The 18,403-nt window shown below is 61.8% G+C and carries 18 protein-coding genes and 1 riboswitch; of the genes, 9 read left to right on the top strand and 9 right to left on the bottom strand.

Annotation, left to right across the window (positions count from 1 at the left end; translation table 11 throughout):
• Positions 1-86: 86 nt before the first annotated feature.
• From BSG19_RS02405 to BSG19_RS02380, 6 genes are all read left to right on the top strand, one after another.
• A complete protein-coding gene (locus tag BSG19_RS02405; protein WP_092984484.1) occupies positions 87-1,175 on the top strand; it encodes an ABC transporter ATP-binding protein in 1,089 nt (362 codons plus the stop codon).
• Positions 1,176-1,222: 47 nt separating this feature from the next.
• Entirely contained in the window at positions 1,223-2,518 is a 1,296-nt protein-coding gene (locus BSG19_RS02400; RefSeq protein WP_092984483.1) for an ABC transporter substrate-binding protein, read from the top strand.
• A gap of 137 nt (positions 2,519-2,655) precedes the next feature.
• The gene (locus BSG19_RS02395) at positions 2,656-3,576 is read left to right on the top strand and encodes an ABC transporter permease (RefSeq protein WP_092984481.1); all 921 of its coding nucleotides are present in this window, start codon (positions 2,656-2,658) and stop codon (positions 3,574-3,576) included.
• A gap of 1 nt (position 3,577) precedes the next feature.
• The gene (locus tag BSG19_RS02390; protein ID WP_092984479.1) at positions 3,578-4,399 is read left to right on the top strand and encodes an ABC transporter permease; all 822 of its coding nucleotides are present in this window, start codon (positions 3,578-3,580) and stop codon (positions 4,397-4,399) included.
• 7 nt (positions 4,400-4,406) lie between these two features.
• Positions 4,407-5,147, top strand: a complete 741-nt coding sequence (locus tag BSG19_RS02385) for an aspartate/glutamate racemase family protein (protein WP_092984477.1) — start codon at positions 4,407-4,409, stop codon at positions 5,145-5,147.
• Between the two features lie 137 nt (positions 5,148-5,284).
• On the top strand, positions 5,285-6,586 hold the full coding sequence (locus BSG19_RS02380) for a flavin monoamine oxidase family protein (RefSeq protein ID WP_092984475.1): 1,302 nt from the start codon (positions 5,285-5,287) through the stop codon (positions 6,584-6,586).
• 6 nt (positions 6,587-6,592) lie between these two features.
• Here the strand turns inward: BSG19_RS02380 and BSG19_RS02375 are convergent, their stop codons facing one another.
• Positions 6,593-7,408 (bottom strand): DUF1194 domain-containing protein, encoded by an 816-nt coding sequence (locus tag BSG19_RS02375; protein ID WP_280142392.1) that lies wholly within the window; start codon positions 7,406-7,408, stop codon positions 6,593-6,595.
• A gap of 166 nt (positions 7,409-7,574) precedes the next feature.
• On the opposite strand from BSG19_RS02375, the gene BSG19_RS02370 reads away from it, so the two are divergent.
• A complete protein-coding gene (locus BSG19_RS02370) occupies positions 7,575-8,864 on the top strand; it encodes a glucoamylase family protein (protein WP_092984471.1) in 1,290 nt (429 codons plus the stop codon).
• Positions 8,865-8,910: 46 nt separating this feature from the next.
• Here the strand turns inward: BSG19_RS02370 and BSG19_RS02365 are convergent, their stop codons facing one another.
• The 4 genes from BSG19_RS02365 to BSG19_RS02350 all read right to left on the bottom strand — a co-directional run bounded on the left by BSG19_RS02365 (position 8,911) and on the right by BSG19_RS02350 (position 11,519).
• On the bottom strand, positions 8,911-9,669 hold the full coding sequence (locus BSG19_RS02365; protein ID WP_092984469.1) for a CbtA family protein: 759 nt from the start codon (positions 9,667-9,669) through the stop codon (positions 8,911-8,913).
• A gap of 212 nt (positions 9,670-9,881) precedes the next feature.
• Positions 9,882-10,058: a CbtB domain-containing protein gene (locus BSG19_RS02360; RefSeq protein WP_092984467.1), complete on the bottom strand. Its 177-nt coding sequence runs from the start codon at positions 10,056-10,058 to the stop codon at positions 9,882-9,884.
• Between the two features lie 48 nt (positions 10,059-10,106).
• Positions 10,107-10,367, bottom strand: a riboswitch (cobalamin riboswitch).
• Between the two features lie 50 nt (positions 10,368-10,417).
• Positions 10,418-10,891: an SRPBCC family protein gene (locus BSG19_RS02355; RefSeq protein ID WP_092985522.1), complete on the bottom strand. Its 474-nt coding sequence runs from the start codon at positions 10,889-10,891 to the stop codon at positions 10,418-10,420.
• A gap of 94 nt (positions 10,892-10,985) precedes the next feature.
• The gene (locus tag BSG19_RS02350) at positions 10,986-11,519 is read right to left on the bottom strand and encodes a hypothetical protein (RefSeq protein WP_092984465.1); all 534 of its coding nucleotides are present in this window, start codon (positions 11,517-11,519) and stop codon (positions 10,986-10,988) included.
• 171 nt (positions 11,520-11,690) lie between these two features.
• Between BSG19_RS02350 and BSG19_RS02345 the strand changes: the two genes are divergently transcribed.
• Complete coding sequence (locus BSG19_RS02345; protein WP_092984463.1) at positions 11,691-12,194, top strand: YciE/YciF ferroxidase family protein; 504 nt, start codon at positions 11,691-11,693, stop codon at positions 12,192-12,194.
• A gap of 75 nt (positions 12,195-12,269) precedes the next feature.
• On the opposite strand, the gene BSG19_RS02340 is transcribed toward BSG19_RS02345, so the two are convergent.
• From BSG19_RS02340 to msrA, 4 genes are all read right to left on the bottom strand, one after another.
• Positions 12,270-13,394 (bottom strand): ABC transporter substrate-binding protein, encoded by a 1,125-nt coding sequence (locus BSG19_RS02340; RefSeq protein WP_092984461.1) that lies wholly within the window; start codon positions 13,392-13,394, stop codon positions 12,270-12,272.
• Between the two features lie 5 nt (positions 13,395-13,399).
• Entirely contained in the window at positions 13,400-14,083 is a 684-nt protein-coding gene (fhuF, locus tag BSG19_RS02335) for a siderophore-iron reductase FhuF (protein ID WP_244529062.1), read from the bottom strand.
• A 102-nt stretch (positions 14,084-14,185) separates the two neighbouring features.
• Positions 14,186-16,363 (bottom strand): TonB-dependent siderophore receptor, encoded by a 2,178-nt coding sequence (locus BSG19_RS02330; RefSeq protein ID WP_092984457.1) that lies wholly within the window; start codon positions 16,361-16,363, stop codon positions 14,186-14,188.
• A gap of 170 nt (positions 16,364-16,533) precedes the next feature.
• Positions 16,534-17,265 (bottom strand): peptide-methionine (S)-S-oxide reductase MsrA, encoded by a 732-nt coding sequence (msrA, locus tag BSG19_RS02325; protein ID WP_092984455.1) that lies wholly within the window; start codon positions 17,263-17,265, stop codon positions 16,534-16,536.
• A 385-nt stretch (positions 17,266-17,650) separates the two neighbouring features.
• On the opposite strand from msrA, the gene aqpZ reads away from it, so the two are divergent.
• A complete protein-coding gene (gene aqpZ, locus BSG19_RS02320; protein WP_092984453.1) occupies positions 17,651-18,382 on the top strand; it encodes an aquaporin Z in 732 nt (243 codons plus the stop codon).
• Positions 18,383-18,403: the final 21 nt, after the last annotated feature.

Raw genomic sequence — 18,403 nt, 5'->3', positions numbered from 1 at the left:
TTTCCTAATAGAAACAAAGCGATGATGGCTGCCTGACGAACTGGCACGGTTGATGCATTCTCTTGTTCACGACAGGGGAACCCATCATGACAAAAGCGGCAGAGATCGACATCGTATCCGTTTCCAAGATTTACGGAAGCACCACGGCCGTCCATTCCATCAGCCTCAAGATCCCTTCCGGCAGTTATTGCTGCTTTCTTGGGCCGTCCGGATGCGGCAAGACCTCGACGCTGCGGATGATCGCCGGGCACGAGACGATCTCCTCCGGCGATATCCGGCTCGGAAACACAGTCGTGACCGACCTGCCGCCTGCCAAGCGCGGCACGGCGATGATGTTCCAGTCCTATGCGTTGTTTCCGCATCTGGATCTCATCGACAACGTGGCCTTCAGCCTGAAGATGAAGGGCGTGGAGAAGGAAGAGCGCCGTGCAAAGGCGCTCGAGATGCTGAAGCTGATGCAGATGGAGCCCTACGCCAACCGGCGCCCGGCCCAGCTTTCCGGTGGGCAGCAGCAGCGCGTGGCGCTGGCCCGGGCGCTCATCACCGATCCCGAGGCGCTCCTGCTCGACGAGCCGCTGTCCGCGCTCGACCCCTTCCTGAAAATCCGCATGCGCGCGGAGTTGAAAAAGCTTCAGAAGAATCTCGGCATAACCTTCGTCCACGTGACCCATAGCCAGGAAGAGGCGATGGCGCTTGCCGATATTATCGTCATCATGAGCGACGGGCGTATCGAGCAGGCTGCAAGCCCGCGCGAGGTTTTCGAGCGGCCGGCAACGGCCTTTGTCGCGCGCTTCATGGGTGACCACAACGTGCTGACCGGTCGCGTTATCTCCAGCGCCGACGGCGTTCTGACCCTGCAGGTGCCGGAGGGGCAAACCTTTACCGTTGCCGGAGAAGGCCGGGAAGAGGGGTCGCCGATCGACATCGGTATCCGCACCGATCGCGTCCGGTTGCGCGAATCCGGCGAGAAGACGCTCGGCTTCAACGGCGTGGTTTCCAACGTGGAATATCGCGGCGCCTCGGTGAAGATCACCGTCATGGGCGCCGGCTCGGAGGATTTCACCGTCATCGCTTCGGATGCGGATTATTTCGACAAACCCGTCGCTGTGGGCGATGCGGTTTCACTGAGTTGGGGCCTTGAGGATGCTGTCCTCCTGGGCGCCGTGGCGGCTTGAGCTGCCAGAACAAACACCTGTCCAACCAGAATAAAAGGGAACAGACTATGACCGAGATCAAGGACACGAAGAAGGCGACCGGCATCAGCCGTCGCGCTCTGATGAAGACAGGGGCTGCGGCCGTCGGCGCCATTGCCGGCTCCGGGGCGATCACGGGTTTCCCGACCGTCTGGGCGCAGAACCCCATCACGCTGCGCCAGTTCGGCACCGGCGTTTCCAACATCAATGCCATCGCCGAGAAGTGCAAGGCCGACCTCGGCATCACGCTTGAGATGACGGCGACCGACTCGGATGCCGCCGCCCAGCGCGCCGTCACGCAGCCCGACAGCTACGACATCGCCGACATCGAATACTGGATCCTGAAGAAGGTGTTCCCGGCAGGCGTCATCCAGCCGATGGAAATCTCCAAGCTGAAATATTACGATCAGATCGTGCCCCTGTTCAAGACGGGCAAGCTGACGCCGGACAGCGTGATCGCGCAGGGCACGGCGCCGCATACGGTCGGCTTTGTGGAGAAGGCAGGCGACAAGACGTTCGCCAAGTCCGAAACCGGCCTCTTCACGATGGTTCCGACTATCTACAATGCCGACACGCTGGGCATTCGTCCGGACCTCGTCGGCCGCGACATCACCTCCTGGGCCGATATCATGGACCCGGCTTTCAAGGGCAAGACCTCGATCCTCAACATTCCCTCGATCGGCATCATGGATGCCGCGATGATCATGGAAGCGCTCGGCAACATCAAATATGCCGACAAGGGCAACATGACCAAGGCGGAAATCGATGCGACGATCGACTTCCTGATCAAGGCGAAGCAGGACGGCCAGTTCCGCGCTTTCTGGAAGTCCTTCGACGAGTCGGTCAACCTCATGGCCTCCGGCGAAGTCGTCATCCAGTCCATGTGGTCGCCGGCCGTTGCCGCCGTTCGCTCCAAGGGCATCGCCTGCAAATACCAGCCGCTCAAGGAGGGCTATCGCTCGTGGGGCGGCGGTCTCGGCCTTGCCGCGCATCTCCAGGGCGCGCAGCTGGACGCGGCCTACGAATATATCAACTGGTACACCTCCGGCTGGGTCGGTGGCTATCTCAACCGTCAGGGCTACTACTCCGCCGCCATGGACACGGCAAAGAAGTTCATGACCGAAGACGAGTGGGGCTACTGGATCGAGGGCAAGGCCGCCCAGGGGGACATCATGTCCCCGGAAGGCAAGGTCATGGAAAAGGCCGGTGCGGTTCGCGATGGCGGCTCCTTCGTGGAGCGCATGGGCAAGGTTGCCTGCTGGAACTCCGTCATGGACGAGGATCGCTACATGGTCCGCCGCTGGAACGAGTTCATCGCTGCTTGATGCGGTTCGGGTCGCACATGCGGCGGCCCTCACCCGAACCTTCTCCCCGCTCGCGGGGAGAAGGTGCCGGCAGGCTGATGAGGGACAGCCTTCTCACTCTGCGCCGAGTCTGAAAACGTAACGGAGACCGAGCGATCATGGCGACCATTGCTGAAAGCAAGCCGACACCGGCGACAGGTGGGCGCGTGCGCAACGCCAAGGCGTTTCGCCTGCCGCCGCGGGCGATCTCCTACCTGCAATCGGCACCGCTGATCGCGATTCTCGGCTTTTTCTTCCTGCTGCCGATCCTGATGATCCTGATCGTCAGTTTCTGGGATTACGACTTCGCGGGGCTCTATCCGGACTTCCTCACTCTGAACTACGAGGAAACGCTGGGGTCCTGGGTCACCTGGAAAACCTATCTGAACACGCTGAAATATACGGTCGTCGTCTGGGCTCTGACGACCTTCATCGGATTCTGGGTCGCCTATTTCCTCGCCTTCCACATCCGCACGACGACGATGCAAATGGTGCTGTTCCTCGTCTGCACCGTGCCATTTCTCACGTCCAACATCATCCGCATGATCTCCTGGATCCCGGTTCTCGGGCGCAACGGGCTCGTGAATTCGACGCTGATCGAAATGGGGATCATTCCGGCACCCATCGAATGGCTGCTCTACTCCGAGTTTGCCGTCATTCTCGCCATGGTGCATCTGAACACGCTCTTCATGGTAACGCCGATCTTCAACACGCTGATGCGCATCGATAAATCGCTGATCGAGGCGGCCCGCGATGCGGGTGCCACCGGCTGGCAGATCCTCTGGAACGTCATCATTCCGCTCGCCAAGCCCGGCATCGCCATCGGCTCGATCTTTGTCGTCACGCTCGTCATGGCGGATTTTTCGACCGTGCAGGTCATGTCCGGCGGGCAGAGCGCATCGGTGGCTCTAATGATGCGCAACCAGATGTCGCTGCTGCAATATCCCGCCGCTGCTGCCAACGCCGTCGTGCTTCTCATCGTCGTGCTTCTGATGGTGGCCGCGATCCTGCGCGTCGTCGATATTCGCAAGGAGCTGTAAGATGAGCCACGAGAAACGCACCTTCGAATTCTACGTCCTCGCCGCATTCTTTGCGCTGTTCGTGCTCTTCCTCTACGGTCCGCTGTCGGCGGTCCTCATCCTGTCCTTCCAGGGGCCGAACGGCGGTTTGACCTTCCCGATGAACGGCGTGTCACTGCGCTGGTTCTACAATCTTTTCGAGCAGCAGGCGGTCGGCAACTTCGGCGCATCGTTCCGGCGGTCCTTCTCGCTCGGCATCATGGTCATGGTCGTCAACGTGCTGGTTTCGCTGCTGGCAGGCCTTGCCTTCCGTCGGAAGTTTCGCGGCTCGACCACGCTGTTCTACCTGACGGTCGCCAGCCTTGTCGTGCCATCCATCATCATTTCGCTCGGTATCGGCGTCGTCTTCCAGCAGTTCGGGCTCAAGCCCGCCTGGTATTCCTCGGCCTTCGGCGCGCATCTCACCTGGACGCTGCCCTTCGGCGTGCTCATCATGTTTGCCGTCTTCAACCGGTTTTCGCCCGCCTACGAAGAAGCGGCGCGCGACCTGGGCGCAAGCTCCTGGCAGACCTTCCGGCATGTGGTGCTTCCGATGATCGCGCCAAGCCTTATCGGCGTCGGTCTCTTCGGCTTTACGCTCTCCTATGACGAGTTCGCCCGCACGTTGATGACCTCCGGCACCTACAATACGTTGCCGCTGGAAATCTATGGCATGACCACGAACGTCACCACCCCGGTGCTCTATGCGCTCGGCACCGTCACCACCGTCTTTTCCTTCACCGTTATTCTGCTGGCGCTCGGCATCATCCTGATGCTCGGTCGCAAGCAGGCCAAGCTGGTCTGATCTCCGAATGCGCATTCTTGTCGTTAATCCCAACACCACAGTTTCCATGACCGAAAAGGCAGCGGAGGCAGCCCGTCTCGTCGCAGCCGATGGCACGGAGATTGTTGCCGCCACGGCCGCCATGGGACCAGCTTCGATCGAGGGGCATTATGACGGCGCGCTGGCTCTGCCGGGCCTGCTGAATGCGATACGAGAGGGTGAGGCGGCAGGCGCTCAGGCGGCCGTCATCGCCTGTTTCGACGATACCGGGCTCGACGCCGCGCGGTCTCTTGCCTCTATTCCTGTGCTTGGGCTCTGCGAAAGCGCCCTGGTGACGGCGGGCTTCCTGGCGCAACGATTCACCGTTGTCACGACGCTGGAGCGCTCCCGGGTGCTCCTCGAGAACCTGACGCGGCACTACGGTTTCGGCGGACGGGCGAAGGTTCGCGCGGCGGACATTCCGGTGCTCGATCTTGAGAAGGAGGGCTCCGGCGCACTCGACAAGCTTCGTCACCAGATCGAGCGGGCGCTTGCCGAGGATGGTGCGGAAGCCATCGTTCTTGGATGTGCGGGCATGGCGGATCTTGCTTATGAATTGCAGTCGATCTACCGCGTGCCGGTTATCGATGGCGTTTCGGCCGCTGTGAAACAGGCCGAAGCGCTGATCGCCCAGCGGCTGACCACCAGCAAGCGCGGCTCCTACGCCGCACCCTTGGCCAAGCCCTATTCCGGGATGCTCAGCGGATTTGCACCGTCTCAATCCGAGTAAGGCCTTCTGACAGGTTCGTCACGCCGCATCCTGTCGGCCACCGGCCTCATATCCTTTCGCGCCGTTCTTTCTATATTCTCCTTTATCGAAGGCCGGGGATGAAGACCTGTGGCCATCACGCGTAGAAGAGAGATGGCATGGAACGGGATGCGGATGTGATCGTGGTCGGGGCCGGCTTCACGGGGCTGGCGGCTGCGGGGGCGCTGATCGATCATGGGCTTTCCGTGATCGTGCTGGAAGCCCGGTCCGAGGTTGGTGGGCGCGTACGTTCCTTCGAGACCTCGGACGGCACGCGGCGAGATGCCGGGGGGCAGTTCTTCTGCGAGGATATGCCGGAGGTGATGGCGCTCGTAAAGGATGCTCGACTGGAGATGATCGAAAGCCGCTGGAAGGGCGCTGCGAAATCGGTGTCCGCCACACCGGTGCGGCGCGCGTCCCACCGGAGCAATCCACTGTACGAGAGGATGGAGGCAGCTGATCCCGGTGATCCCGCACTGGCAGGTCTTTCCATTGCCGATTGGCTTAACGGCCAAGATGCGACGGAGGAGGCAAAGCGGGAATTTCTGAGCATGGTTCACGGGCTCTGGTGTCTTCCGGCGGATGTTATCCCCTTCTGGTATCTCGTCGATAGCGACCGGCGGAATACGGCTGACGTATCCGAGTTGCAATATTTCCTGAAGGACAGCGCCGCCTCGCTTGCAGACGCCATGGCTGTACGGCTGCGGCCGCATGTTCTTTTGTCCTCACCTGTCTCGCTCATCCGCCGGAATGAGCATCATGTCGTCGTTCACTCGGGGCAGCGGCAGATGACGGCGCGGCATGTGCTGGTGGCCGTGCCGCCGGTTCGGGCACGCGAGATCGTCCAGCAGCCTCCTCTGCCGGAGACGCTCGACCGGGCGCTCGGCTGCTGGAGGAGCGGGGCCGTGATCAAGATCCTGCTGCGCTACGACGAGCGCTTCTGGTCGCCCGAGGTGTCGTCCGGCGTCTCATGGGAGGATGTGAGCGGGCTCTACGCCTTCGACGTCAGCCAGGGTGACGCGCATGCTGCTTTCGTCGTCTTCGTCGGCGGGCCGCTTGCCCTCGAATGGCGGGCACGGGGCGCGGCGTTCATCGAGCGGACGGTGCTGGAGCGCATGGGCGCGTTGCTGGGTGCCGATGCGCCGGAGCCGGTCGACGTTATTCTGCACGACTGGACGGACGATCGCTGGAGCGGAGGGGGCTACAGCGATGTCATTGTCGATCCCGAGGCCTATGATGCAGAAGCGCTCCTGCGGCGGGGCGTCGACCGTGTCGCATTCGCAAGTTCCGAACTCTCTCCGTCCTTCCCGACCTATATCGAGGGGGCGATCGTGGCCGGACGTCTCGCAGCCGCGCGGATAGCCGACGCCCTGAATGCCGAAGACGCAGCGCCTGGCGCAGGCTTGAAGCGGGTGCGTTGACGCGTGCTACTTGTCGAAGAATCCGGGCCGCAGCTTTTCACCGATCAGGCAATCCACGGGAGCGGGATTGGCAACGGGAACGGGACGAAGGGTCGGCTGGCGGTCGCTGACCTCCATGACGAGCTTTTGCCGGATGGCGACGCCGAAGTCTTCAGGGCTGTGGATTGGTAGAACGAAAGCGCCGGGACCGCCGATGACGCAGTCGCCGTAATAGCGGTCGAGCCGGACCCCGACGCCGGTCGGGCGGATGATGATGGCGAGGCCATTGACGATGATACCGCTGCGCACCGCCGTGTCGCGGGCGGGGAGGACCGGCGGGCCGAGATTGTTCGGTCCGTCGCCGGAGACATCGATGACCCGGCGCTGGCCGTTGAAGGCGTTGGTGTCGATCATTCCCGCTGCATAGCTCAGCGCATTGGAAATCGAGGTGCCGCGGCGCGTGGTCACGGGACGTGCGGCGATCTCGTCTGCGAAGGCTGCAGCGTCCGCGGCATTCGCAATGACGTGCCAGTCCACGCGTGAGCTTTCGTTGACGCTGCCGGCCCACTCGAAATAGCTGATGGCGATTTCGCCGATCAGCCCGCCGCGAACGGCACTGATGAATTCCTTGTGGCGCAAAGCTTCGAGATAACCGGCGCGCTGGATGCGAGCCTCCTCCAGGTCCATCGACCCCGACATATCGACGGCAAGAACCAGTTCGACATCCACGTCTCGATGCCCCGGTGCGGCGATGCGCGTTATGTGTGTCACGTCGGTTGCGAGGGGGGCTGGTGGAAGCCCCTGGCCGGACAGACCCATCAGCAATGCAATTCCCGCTAAGATCATGTCATCCAATCCCTACTTTGAACCGTAGAGGCGAACATTAACACAACGGGTGATGGCGGCGACCGGTAAGCGGCGGCCTGGCTTCAACACTCGGTGAGCAAAGAATTTTCGCACGGATAAAGAGACGAGGCACGCGCCGTGTGCCCGCTCATGAGGAGTTGCAATGCTTTTCAAGGATACGACCGACGTTGGGCTGATCGATAGATTCCAGCTGGGCGCGTTCCGGTATTTCATGCGGTATACGCATGCGGAAACGGGTCTCGTTGCCGACAGTTCGCAGGAAGGTTCTCCGGCCAGCATCGCTGCCACCGGCTTCGGCCTGTCGGCGCTGCCGGTCGGCGTCGAGCGCGACTGGATCTCCCGCGAGGATGCTGCCGAGCGTGCGCTGAGGACGTTGCGGTTCCTGCGCGACAGCGAGCAGAGCCGCGATACGCTGGCCACCGGCTACAAGGGCCTCTACTACCATTTTCTGGATATGAAGACCGGTCGGCGGGCTTGGCGGAGCGAGATTTCGCTGATCGACAGCGCCCTGCTGATCGCCGGCGCCATAACGGTCGGTGCCTACTTTTCGGAACATACGCCGGCGGAGAAGGAAATACGGGATATTGCCGATATGATCTACGCCCGGGCCAACTGGGCCTGGGCGCTGGATGAACAGGATACGCTGGCGCTCGGCTGGAAGCCGCGCAGCGGTTTCCTACCCTATCGCTGGCACGGATACAGCGAAGCGGTCATTCTGTACACGCTGGCGCTGTCCTCGCCGTCCTACCCGATTCCGGCCAGCAGCTATCTTGCGTTCGGCAATCAGTGCGACTGGAAGGAAGCTCTTGGCAAGCCGTTCCTCTATGCAGGGCCTCTGTTCATCCATTTGTTTTCCCATGCCTGGATCGACTTTCGGGGCATCCGCGATGCGGCGATGGAGGAGCATGACAGCGATTATTTCGAGAACACGCGCTTGGCGATCGACGTGCAGCGTGATTATACGGAGCGGAACCCGGAGTCCTTTGTCGGCTATGGCATGGATTGCTGGGGGCTGACCGCTTGTGACGGGCCTGAGCGTTCGCGGCGTCTGCGGGATGGCCGTCAGCAGCAGTTTTCAGGCTATGCGGCGCGCGGCGCGCCGTTCGGGCCGGATGATGGCACTCTTGCGCCCTGGGCACCGCTTTCCTGCCTGCCTTTCGCTGAAAAAGCGGCGCTTTCCGCAACACGGCATATTCTGGAGACCTATCCGGGCGTTGTCGAGGAGGACGGTTTTATCGGAAGCTTCAATCCCAGCGTTCCCGCCCGCACGGCGGAGGGCTGGATGAACACACGGCGGATCGGGCTCGATCAGGGCATTCTGCTGATGATGATCGAAAACCACCGGACAGGTTTTTTCTGGAACCTGCTGCGGCAATCGACACCGATCCGGCGCGGGCTGAAACGTGCCGGCTTTACGGGTGGATGGCTGTAATTTGTTGGTGCAATGCGGCCCGCCGTTTCAGCGGGCCGCATCGTTGTCACGCCGTCTTGAGGAAGCGATCGTTGATCGCGCCCGAGACGCTGCCGAGGACGAGCCAGAATGCGAGCGTGGTTGCCAGCGCTGCAACGGCGAACTCTGCTCCTAGGACAGCAGGAACGGGGCTGGCGATGTCAGCAGGTTGCGGTGCGCCATAAAGGTGGGGCAGGGCGAGAAGGACGGAGCCCGCGCCCTTTGCCACGACGCCCGGCCGCAGCGCGATCAGGCCGAGACCGAGCGCCGAGAGCGCGGTGGTGACGAGCCACCAGGTCTGGCGCTCGCTAAGGTCCGCGGCGGGAAAACCGGGCAGCTCCGGCGGCAGGCCGAGGGCCGGGAGCATATGGACGGCGAGCCAGCCGAGGGCTCCCCATGTGAGGCCTGTCCGCAGGCTCGGCGGGCTGCCGGTGAGAATGCCGAGACCGCCCAGAAGAAGCCCGAAGCCGGCACCCGTGACGAGATTGGCAATCAGCGTGCCGGAGAAGCGGCCCATGCCGAACAGGATGCCGCCACCCTCATGCGTCTCGCCGTCATGCGCATAGGCGGGCGTTATCGGCAGGATCGCCGATGTCAGCGACGGAAACAGCGAGCTGGAATCGAGCGAAGAATGTTCGTGCGCTGGCGATGCGCCCGGGGCGGGTTCACCCTCGAAGGTTTCCGCTTGGAGAATTAGTGGCACGACGCGGAGTTCCTGTGCGGCGGTCATGAAGAGACCCGCCATCAGGCCTGCGCAGATGGCGGCCAAAAGTGTCTTGACGATCATGGTTGTACCTTTCGGAGCAGAACTTTGTCAGCCTGCTCTCGTCCTGTGCATGTCTGGAACAAGCCGATCTGCCGGCGCGACATCGCGCAACGGCACATTCGCCGACGAGGAGCGACGTGCCTCGATCAGCCATAGGCCAGCGGCGCAGCGCCCGGTCTCCGGGCTCGCGTTTGTATGCTGCTCGACAGATTGGTTCGATACGCTCGTCCTGCCTAGTGGCAGGGGAAGCCGAACGAGTGGCGGACGTCGTGCGCGGTATCGTGCAGCACAGCCGAATTGGCCAGGCCCGCGCCGAATACGAGGAACGCCCCGATGCACAGGGAAAGAAGACCCGCGATCATGCGGTCATTGAGGGAAAGTGAAACGCCAGATGCGTTGGTAACAGCCATGACAACCTCCGTGATGGCAACGTGGGACGTGACCCGCTCATTTGGGCGAAATGCCCGACATCAATCGGCAGGTGTCCTGGCTCGCGGCGTCTGATGCCGAATGGCATCGTCGGATCTTCCTCGCCTTCCCGCAGATCCGGTTTCCCGTATCCGCAGTGACTTCTACCGGTTACCGGCATGAAAGACCCTGACCGCTCTACAGTCGCGGGGTCGGCCGTGATTGAGGTGCCGCACTGGGTCCACCCGTCACGTTCCCATTTACTCTCTGGATGGTGTAGCACCCGGAGAACCTCTTGATGAGGATCACTATGACGCGCGCGGAACGGCTGTCAATCGGCTTGGCCCGCCTGTCCCCGGCATCAGAGTGTGGCGGCAAGCGCCGCCAGCTGATCCGCGCACTGGTTCCAGCCTTCGTGAAAGCCCATCTGCTCGTGCGCGTCGCGATCGGTTTTCGTCCAATGGCGAACGCGGGCCGTGTAGCGGGTTCCATCATTCTCCGGCTCGAATGTGATGATGCCGGTCATGAAGGGTTTCTCGGACGGCGTCCACGCCTCGATATAGGCGTCGGTGAAGACAATCTTCCGGTCCTGCACGATCTCGAGATAGACGCCGCGATTGGGCATCTCTTCGCCCTCCGGGCTCTTCATGACGATAAGGTTCGAGCCACCGACGCGCAGATCGACCTCGGCGGTCGCGATGGTCCACGGTTTCGGCACGAACCATTGCTGGATAAGCTCCGGCTCGGTCCAGCAGCGGAACAGCAGGTCAGGGGTGGCATCGATGTGACGGGTGATGACGAGGTCGCGATCGTCGGAATTTGTCGGTTCTGTCATGGGCATGATCCTGGCAACGCTGTCTCTTAGCGTCAGTTTCCGTCATCTCGCGCCGACTGTCGAGACCCTTGCAGCGGGCGACGGTCAACCGCCCTCAGGGACCGGCTGGCGAGGACTGTATCTTCACGATCGCCGTCGTCCATCGCGGTGTCTCGGGCGGGCCGGTGCGGGGCGCAGGGAAGACGAGGGACGTGCGAAGTGCTGCGGATTGACCCGGCGGGATGCGGGCAATGATCAGCGCATCGTCGCGACCGATCGTGCGGCAGGTGCCATCAGGGCAATCATCCAGCGTAACGTCCAGCGTGAAGTAATCGAGGAATGCGGCGCTGTCATTGTGGATCATGCCGGTCACCACATAGCTGCTGGCGGGGGTGCTCTTTTCGAACGTCAGATTGTCCAGCCGGACCTGATTTTCCGCAATCGCGGCGACGGGGCGGTCTGCGGTGACCGGCGACAGAGGCTCGTTTGGTCGGGCGTTGTCATCCGTCCACCAGACGACGAAGGCGCTGATGAGACCGACGGCGACAAGGACCGAAAGCGCCGGTTCGGCCATCTTGCGAAACCGCTGGTCCCATACGGCGAGCGCGACCACCACAAAGCTCGCAATTGCGAGCGAAATCCAAAGCATGAACTGCCTCCCCATGCCTCTTCATATAGGAACGGGGCAGCCGGGTTCAAAGCGCGTGCAGTGAATCAAAAGGGGAACAAAGGTTCGCTCGCCAAGTTCCTCAGCCGCAGAAACATCATTTGAACCACCGCGGAGACGCATCGTCCCGCGGATCCACGAAAGGATAGAACAATGGCAGGGAAAGCACTCGAGGATCTGTTCCACGACATGCTCAAGGATGTCTATTACGCTGAAAAGAAGATTGCGAAGACGCTGCCGAAGATGGCTCGCGGCGCGCAGAGCGCCGAGTTGAAGGCAGCCTTCGAGAAGCACCGGGAAGAGACCGAAGGCCAGATCGAGCGCCTTCAGCAGGTCTTTGAAATCTTCGGCAAGCGCGCCACCGGCAAGACCTGTGCCGCCATCGAGGGCATCATCGAAGAAGGCGAGGAAGTTCTTGAGGCGTTCAAGGGTTCGCCGGCTGTCGATGCCGGTCTGCTGGCCACGGCGCAGGCCGTCGAGCATTACGAGATGGCGCGCTACGGCACGCTGAAGACATGGGCGGGCCTGCTCGGGCTCGACGAAGCCGTCAAGCTTCTCGATGAGACGCTGAAGCAGGAGGAAAAGACGGACGCCGACCTGACGAAGCTGTCGAAGGCCGTCAACGCCACCGCCATGGACAAGGCAAAGGCTGCCTAAGCTTTTTGCTGATGACCGAGACAACGACGCCGGCCGGATGCTCCGAGCCGGCGTTTTTGTGGGCGCATGTCCGCGTCAATTCTGCAGGCTGATCCAGTAGGCGCCCTCGAAGGGTACTGCTGCGAAGCGCTTGTTGATCTCGGCCAGCGTTGCCTTCGGGTCGAGATCGGGGAAGATATCAGGCCGCAGCCAACGGGCGAAGGCTTCCGCCGCGAGAATGTTGAGCGGTACCGCGTTGAAGAAATTCCAGAGGCCATGCACGCGTCTGTCGCGCACACCCTTGAGGTTGGCGAGGATGGGAGACGTGACGACCTGCGTCAGCGTCTGCCGGGCCTCTTCGTCCGGTACCCCGGGGCCGATGGAGAAGGTGCTGTAGGTGCCGCCGGGCGATCCCGTGGCGATGTAGACCTCGGGGTCGGCAGCGATCAGATATTCCGTTGAGACGATGCCGCCCTGCGCAGGCAGGTTGCCTTCCGCGATATTCCGGCTGCCGGTGAGGCCGATGAACGCGCCGAGGCCGCCGGTCCCGTAGGCGTAGCAGCACTTTTCCGGATTGGGGAAGGCATCCATCAGGACGGTCGGGCCAGGGGCGGTTGCTTGTGCTACGCGATCGCGAATGCGCTGAAGATGCGTCTCGTAGAACGTTGCGAAATCCTCCGCCTGCGCCTCGCGGTCAAGGACGGTGCCGAGCAGGCGCATGGCGGACGGCGTATTTTTCAGCGCATCGCTGTTGAAATCGACCACGATGACGGGCACGCCCGTGCTTTCCAGATATTCGATGGCGCGCTTGCCGAGTTCCGTATCGGCCTGCCAGTTCGCCATGATGGCAAGATCGGCCTTCAAAGACAGGATGGTCTCGAAAGACAGACCGTCGCCGGTACCATCCCCGATGGTGGGCAATTTGGCGATGTCGGGAAAGCGTTTCTCGAAAGCGGAATAGATTTCCGGGTTGTCGCCTTTCATGTCCCCCGACCATCCCGCAAGCAGGCTCACAGGATCGGGATGGATGAGCGAGAGGGCGACGAGGTTGAAGCCGCTGCCGAGCAGGATGGCCTTCGGCTTCTCCCTGATCGTCACGGAGCGCCCGACGGAATCGGTGACCGTCAGGGGGTAGGTGGAAGCGCTTGACGTGCCCGTCGCGAGAGCACTCACAGCCAAGAGGAGACAGGCGAGAACGGCGAACAGGCGGCGGGAAAGCATCGGTCCTAATGTCCTTTTTGCGGGCCTTCGCCACGCTGGCTCGGCAATGCGCAAAGAGCGCCACAGCTTGGAATGCCGGGCAGGAGGTAACGCAGGCAGCAGACCTTGCGCCGACAGACGGTTTCACTGCCCACCGGCTCGTGCCGAAGACAGCCACGGAAGGGATTGGCCGTGCCATCCGCAAGGACCGGCTGCTCGAACAGCGGGCGGGATGCCCAGGCATCGCTGCCGCTCGTCGGCGCTGTTGCGTTAAAGGCGTAGTCGATATAGACGGCCGCGTTGTTCCAGGCCAGTTTCGGGGCGAGGCCCGCGGCGGCTTTCATGGCCGTAATTGCCGCGGCAAGGTGGCGGTGCACCAGCGGCACGACAAAGCCATCCGCGCCATCGGTTGCATCGTCCTCGCTCCAGTCACCCTCGGTCTCCAGCCCGAAGGCCCGCGGCAGGCCGTCTTCCGCGAGCGCGATCGTCATGCTGGAGAGATCGACCGGCAGGATGTAGTCGGCCCTGCGCGCGACGATGAAGGGAATCGTCAAGCCGGCGAAATAGTAGAGTGACCACATGGAGGCCACCGCACGCCGGTCGCTGCCGCCATGGGTGCCTGCATAGCGATCGAGCGCCTCGGTGAAGGCGGAGGACGAAAAGAACCCGGCGAGGGGCAGCGCCCCTTCCAGATCCCGTGACAGCATCATCTTCTCACCGCACCACGCGTGCTCCCCAGTGAACACGGACTTCAGTTCCGGTGGCCGGAAAGCGTCGTTTGGCGATGATGGAGGTGTCGGGATCATCCGGGCCTACCAGCTGTATTTGAGCGAGCCGATGACGGTACGGCCCTGATCACGATAGCAGAAGCCGCTCGAGCAGACGGCGTCACGCCGGTCGAAGAGATTGGTGGCGTTGACCTGCAGCTTCAGCCCCTCGTATTTCTTGTCGATTGCGGCGAAATCGTAGTGGACGGCCGCATCGAACAGAACCCGTGACGAATTTTTGACCGTGTTGATGTCGTTGCCAAAGCTCGATCCGATGAAACGGGCGCCGGCGCCGACGCCGAGACCGTGTGCGAACGTGTCTTCCGGCATGTCATAATTCGCCCAGACGGAGGCCATGTGCAATGGCACCGAGGACACGAAATTTCCCTGGCTGTCTGCCGGCCCCTCGATGATCTTCATGTGCGTGTAGGTATAGGACGCGGTGAGCGACAGGCCGTTGTCGAGGCTGGTCGTCGCCTCCAGTTCCAGTCCGCGCGACCGCAGCTTGCCGCGTTGGACCTGAATGTTTTCAGGGCCCGTCGGCAGGTTGACGACTTCATAGTAGAGGCCATTGTCCTGATCGATGTTGAACAGGGCTGCGGTCAGCATCGTGTTGCTGTCCGGCAGAAGGTACTTCACGCCGATTTCCTGCTGACGGCTTTCCGTCGGGTCGAAGGGTCGGCGTGTCTCCTGATTGATGCCGGCATTGGGCGAAAAGGCCGTGGAGTAGCTCGCATAGGGCGCGAGACCGAAATCCGTCTCGTAGGTCAGACCGATGCGGCCGGAGAACGCCTTGTCGCGCTGCGATGTGGTGGTCGTGTCGCCGCTCGCCAGCAGTGTGTCGTCTGTGTCTGTATCCACCCAGTCGTAGCGGCCGCCGAGCGTCAGCGTCCAGGCGTCGTAGCGGATCTGGTCCTGCACATAGGTGCCGATCTGCCACTGGTCCTGAACGGTGCGGGTCGAGAAGGGGATGGGATCCACATCGCGTCCGGCATTCGGATTGGCGGTATCGAGCGGCGGGGTCGTGCCGGTGCCGTCGAGCGAGCGGTAGCGCAGCTTCTGGAAATCGAGGCCGACGAGGAGTGTGTGGTCCAGCGCGCCGGTCGAGAACGTCGCCTCGATCTGGTTGTCGATGACGCCCGCCGTCAGGCGCTCGTCGAAGGTGCCGGCGCTGCTATCGAGCAAGGTGGGGTCGAGCGCGTTGGGCGCATAGGCGAAGGCATAATCCGCATCGATGTTGAGGGTCGAGAGGCGGGCATTCTGGCGGAAGACGAAGACATCGTTCAGGCGGTGCTCGAACTCGTAGCCGATCCGCGCCTGCTTCTGGACGGAATCGTTGAAGTCGGGATTGCCGCCGAAGATGTCGGTAACCTTGCCGGTCAGCGGATCGTTGTAATAGGCGGCTGTGCCACCCGATCTGGTGCGGGAATATTCGCCGAGAACCGTGAGCTTGGTGTCCTCGTCCGGCTTCCACGTTATTGCGGGAGCGATATAGGCGCGGTCGTCGGAAACGGAAACCTGTTCGGTATCGGCATCGCGAAGAAGGCCGGTCAGGCGGTAGTAGACCGGGTCGGTCTCATTGATCGGACCGGAGAGGTCGAACTGGCCCTGATAGCGCTGGTTGGTGCCGTATTGCAGCTCGATCTCGCGGAGCGGCTCGATCGTCGGGCGTTTGGTAATGAGGTTGTAAAGACCGCCAGCGCCAGATGCGCCGTAGAGCGCAGAGGAGGGGCCGCGCAGAATGGAGACGCCTTCAAGGCCGTAAGGCTCCGTCTTGAACAGCGAGGATCCCGCGCCGGGCTGACGCAGGTTGTCGCGGAAGATGCCTGTATAGGTGACATCGAAGCCGCGGACGGAAAAGCTGTCGAAGCGTGGATCGAACCCGAAGGCACCGACGCGGGTGCCCGGCGTGTAGGCGAGGGCGTCCTGAAGCGATTGCGGATTGCGATCCTCAAGCTGAGCCTCGGTGACCGAGGATATGGATTGTGGTGTCTGGAGGAAAGGCGTGTCCGTCTTCGCGCCCGTCGCGCTTGCCGTTCCGACATAGCCTTCGCCCGTGATGACGCCGCCACTGCCGCCGGTCACGACGATTTCCTCAAGCACCGTTGCATTGCCGGTGGCTGCGTCCTGTGCGGAAGCCATCGTGCCGATATCGGACAGGGCGATGGCCAGGACGGAAGTGCTGGTGACAAGGGCTGAGCGAAGCGGAAAACGGCGTGGCATGCGAACACTCTCTCGGTGAAAAGATGATTTTCACTATCAAGATTCTGTCGCAATGACAGCCCTAAAACATGACGTTGACAATCATGTTTAGGCCTGTGGGAATTTCGCAACGCCTGTGCCGAGATGGTGGATAGGCCGCAGACTTGAGCTGCGGCAGTCCCTGGAATCCATCAGCCCTTTGCTTGTGAGACCAGTGCCGGCTTGTCGCGATAGGCGTTCGGGAAGAGCGACTTGAGGCTCCCGATCTTCGGCAGGTCATTATAGACGATGTAGGGATAATCGGGATTGAGGGTCAGAAAGTCCTGATGATAGGCCTCGGCGGTATAAAAGCCCTTCAGGTCGGTAACCTCCGTCACGACCTTGTCCGGAAAAACCTTCGCCTGGTCGAGCTGCGCGACATAGGCGTCGGCGACCTTCTTCTGCTCGGGGCTGAGCGTGAAAACAACAGAACGATACTGCGTACCCTGATCCGGCCCCTGGAAGTTCAGCTGCGTCGGATTATGCGCAACCGAGAAGAAGATTTGCAGCAGCTGCCCGTAGCTCACCTGCCCGGGATCATACGTCACCTCGACCGCTTCGGCATGACCGGTCTTGCCGCCGCTGACAGTTTCGTAGGAAGCCGTCTCCTTCGCCCCACCGGAATAGCCGGAGACGGCGTTGCTGACGCCCTTCACATGCTGGAAGACGCCTTGAACGCCCCAGAAACAGCCGCCTGCGAAGACGGCCTTTTCGGTCTTGGCCGAGGTCTTTTCGTCGATGGCTGGCGGCGGGATGACCACGGCTTCTTCAGCGGCACCGGCACGAACGGCCGTGACGGCGATGATGAGCGCTGTGAGCGCGAATGCGCCGAGGACGCCGCCGGTCAGGTTGCGGCGGAGATTGGAGCGGGAGGTTTTTGACATACGGCAATCCCTGAGGGCGCGGATGGCTTGAGCGCCTGACGACGCGCCGTGACGTTGCGGAAGTATGCGCGAACATTGAGCCGATCCGTCAGCGACGTCAAATCGCGATTTCGTGTAGTTTTGCGCTGGGGCGCTACGGCGATGATCAGAGCGACAAGGCGAGGTTCCTACCCCCACGATGTCTTGAACGGCTACGTTAACAGGCGGGGATATCGGAGTCTTCCGAGTCGCTTACAGCGGTTCATTCGCGCTGCGTCTTACAACTTTCGTTTCTTCTAATATAATTAATGGTTGCTAAATCTGTCGCTTGGAGACAGGTCTTTGCTGCCGGGATGGAAGACGCACGTCTTCATTCGGCACATCTGATTTAGAAGGGGCATTTTATATGAGCAGAAAACTTGCGGCCGAATTTTTCGGCACGTTCTGGCTGGTCTTCGGCGGTTGCGGCAGCGCGGTGCTCGCCGCTGGCTTCCCGGCACTCGGCATCGGTTTCGTCGGCGTATCCCTGGCTTTCGGTTTGACCGTCATGACCATGGCCTACGCGGTTGGCGGCATTTCCGGTGGGCATTTCAATCCGGCCGTTTCTCTCGGTCTCGCCATTGCCGGGCGTTTCAGCTGGAAGGAGATCTTGCCCTACTGGCTCGTCCAGGTCATCGGAGGCGTGGCTGGAGCGGTCGTGTTGTACGCCATCGCAGCCGGTAAGCCGGATTTCATCGCCGGCGGGTTCGCATCGAACGGCTTCGGGGCAAACTCACCCGGTGGCTATAGCCTGATCTCGGCACTGCTGGTGGAGATCGTCCTGACGGCGGCATTCCTCATCATCATTCTGGGCGCCACGGCGCGGGCAGCACCTGCCGGCTTCGCGCCGATCTCCATCGGCCTCGGGCTGACGTTGATCCATCTGATCTCGATTCCCGTGACCAATACGTCGGTCAATCCTGCGCGTTCGACCGCCGTGGCGTTCTTTGCGGAAAACGGCGCAACGAACCAGTTGTGGGTATTCTGGTTTGCGCCTCTGGTCGGGGCGGCCATTGGCGCGTTGATCTGGAGAATGATTCTGTCTCCCGGCGAGTCGCCGCGGGGGATCGGTCGTGAGGCGGGTAAGTCCGGCGCCTGACGACACAGTGAAAAGACGAGA

Origin of the sequence: Rhizobium sp. NFR03, assembly GCF_900111275.1 — a bacterium.
In the GTDB taxonomy this organism is placed as follows: domain Bacteria; phylum Pseudomonadota; class Alphaproteobacteria; order Rhizobiales; family Rhizobiaceae; genus Ferranicluibacter.
The sequence above is the reverse complement of the archived record's forward strand: the minus strand, read 5'-3'. Positions and strand labels throughout refer to the sequence as shown.

Coding starts and splice junctions, on each gene's coding strand:
- BSG19_RS02405 (WP_092984484.1), top strand. CDS start 87: ATGACAAAAGCGGCAGAGATCGACATCGTATCCGTTTCCAAGATTTAC.
- BSG19_RS02400 (WP_092984483.1), top strand. CDS start 1,223: ATGACCGAGATCAAGGACACGAAGAAGGCGACCGGCATCAGCCGTCGC.
- BSG19_RS02395 (WP_092984481.1), top strand. CDS start 2,656: ATGGCGACCATTGCTGAAAGCAAGCCGACACCGGCGACAGGTGGGCGC.
- BSG19_RS02390 (WP_092984479.1), top strand. CDS start 3,578: ATGAGCCACGAGAAACGCACCTTCGAATTCTACGTCCTCGCCGCATTC.
- BSG19_RS02385 (WP_092984477.1), top strand. CDS start 4,407: ATGCGCATTCTTGTCGTTAATCCCAACACCACAGTTTCCATGACCGAA.
- BSG19_RS02380 (WP_092984475.1), top strand. CDS start 5,285: ATGGAACGGGATGCGGATGTGATCGTGGTCGGGGCCGGCTTCACGGGG.
- BSG19_RS02370 (WP_092984471.1), top strand. CDS start 7,575: ATGCTTTTCAAGGATACGACCGACGTTGGGCTGATCGATAGATTCCAG.
- BSG19_RS02365 (WP_092984469.1), bottom strand. CDS start 9,669: ATGATCGTCAAGACACTTTTGGCCGCCATCTGCGCAGGCCTGATGGCG.
- BSG19_RS02360 (WP_092984467.1), bottom strand. CDS start 10,058: ATGGCTGTTACCAACGCATCTGGCGTTTCACTTTCCCTCAATGACCGC.
- BSG19_RS02355 (WP_092985522.1), bottom strand. CDS start 10,891: ATGACAGAACCGACAAATTCCGACGATCGCGACCTCGTCATCACCCGT.
- BSG19_RS02350 (WP_092984465.1), bottom strand. CDS start 11,519: ATGCTTTGGATTTCGCTCGCAATTGCGAGCTTTGTGGTGGTCGCGCTC.
- BSG19_RS02345 (WP_092984463.1), top strand. CDS start 11,691: ATGGCAGGGAAAGCACTCGAGGATCTGTTCCACGACATGCTCAAGGAT.
- BSG19_RS02340 (WP_092984461.1), bottom strand. CDS start 13,394: ATGCTTTCCCGCCGCCTGTTCGCCGTTCTCGCCTGTCTCCTCTTGGCT.
- fhuF (WP_244529062.1), bottom strand. CDS start 14,083: ATGATGCTGTCACGGGATCTGGAAGGGGCGCTGCCCCTCGCCGGGTTC.
- BSG19_RS02330 (WP_092984457.1), bottom strand. CDS start 16,363: ATGCCACGCCGTTTTCCGCTTCGCTCAGCCCTTGTCACCAGCACTTCC.
- msrA (WP_092984455.1), bottom strand. CDS start 17,265: ATGTCAAAAACCTCCCGCTCCAATCTCCGCCGCAACCTGACCGGCGGC.
- aqpZ (WP_092984453.1), top strand. CDS start 17,651: ATGAGCAGAAAACTTGCGGCCGAATTTTTCGGCACGTTCTGGCTGGTC.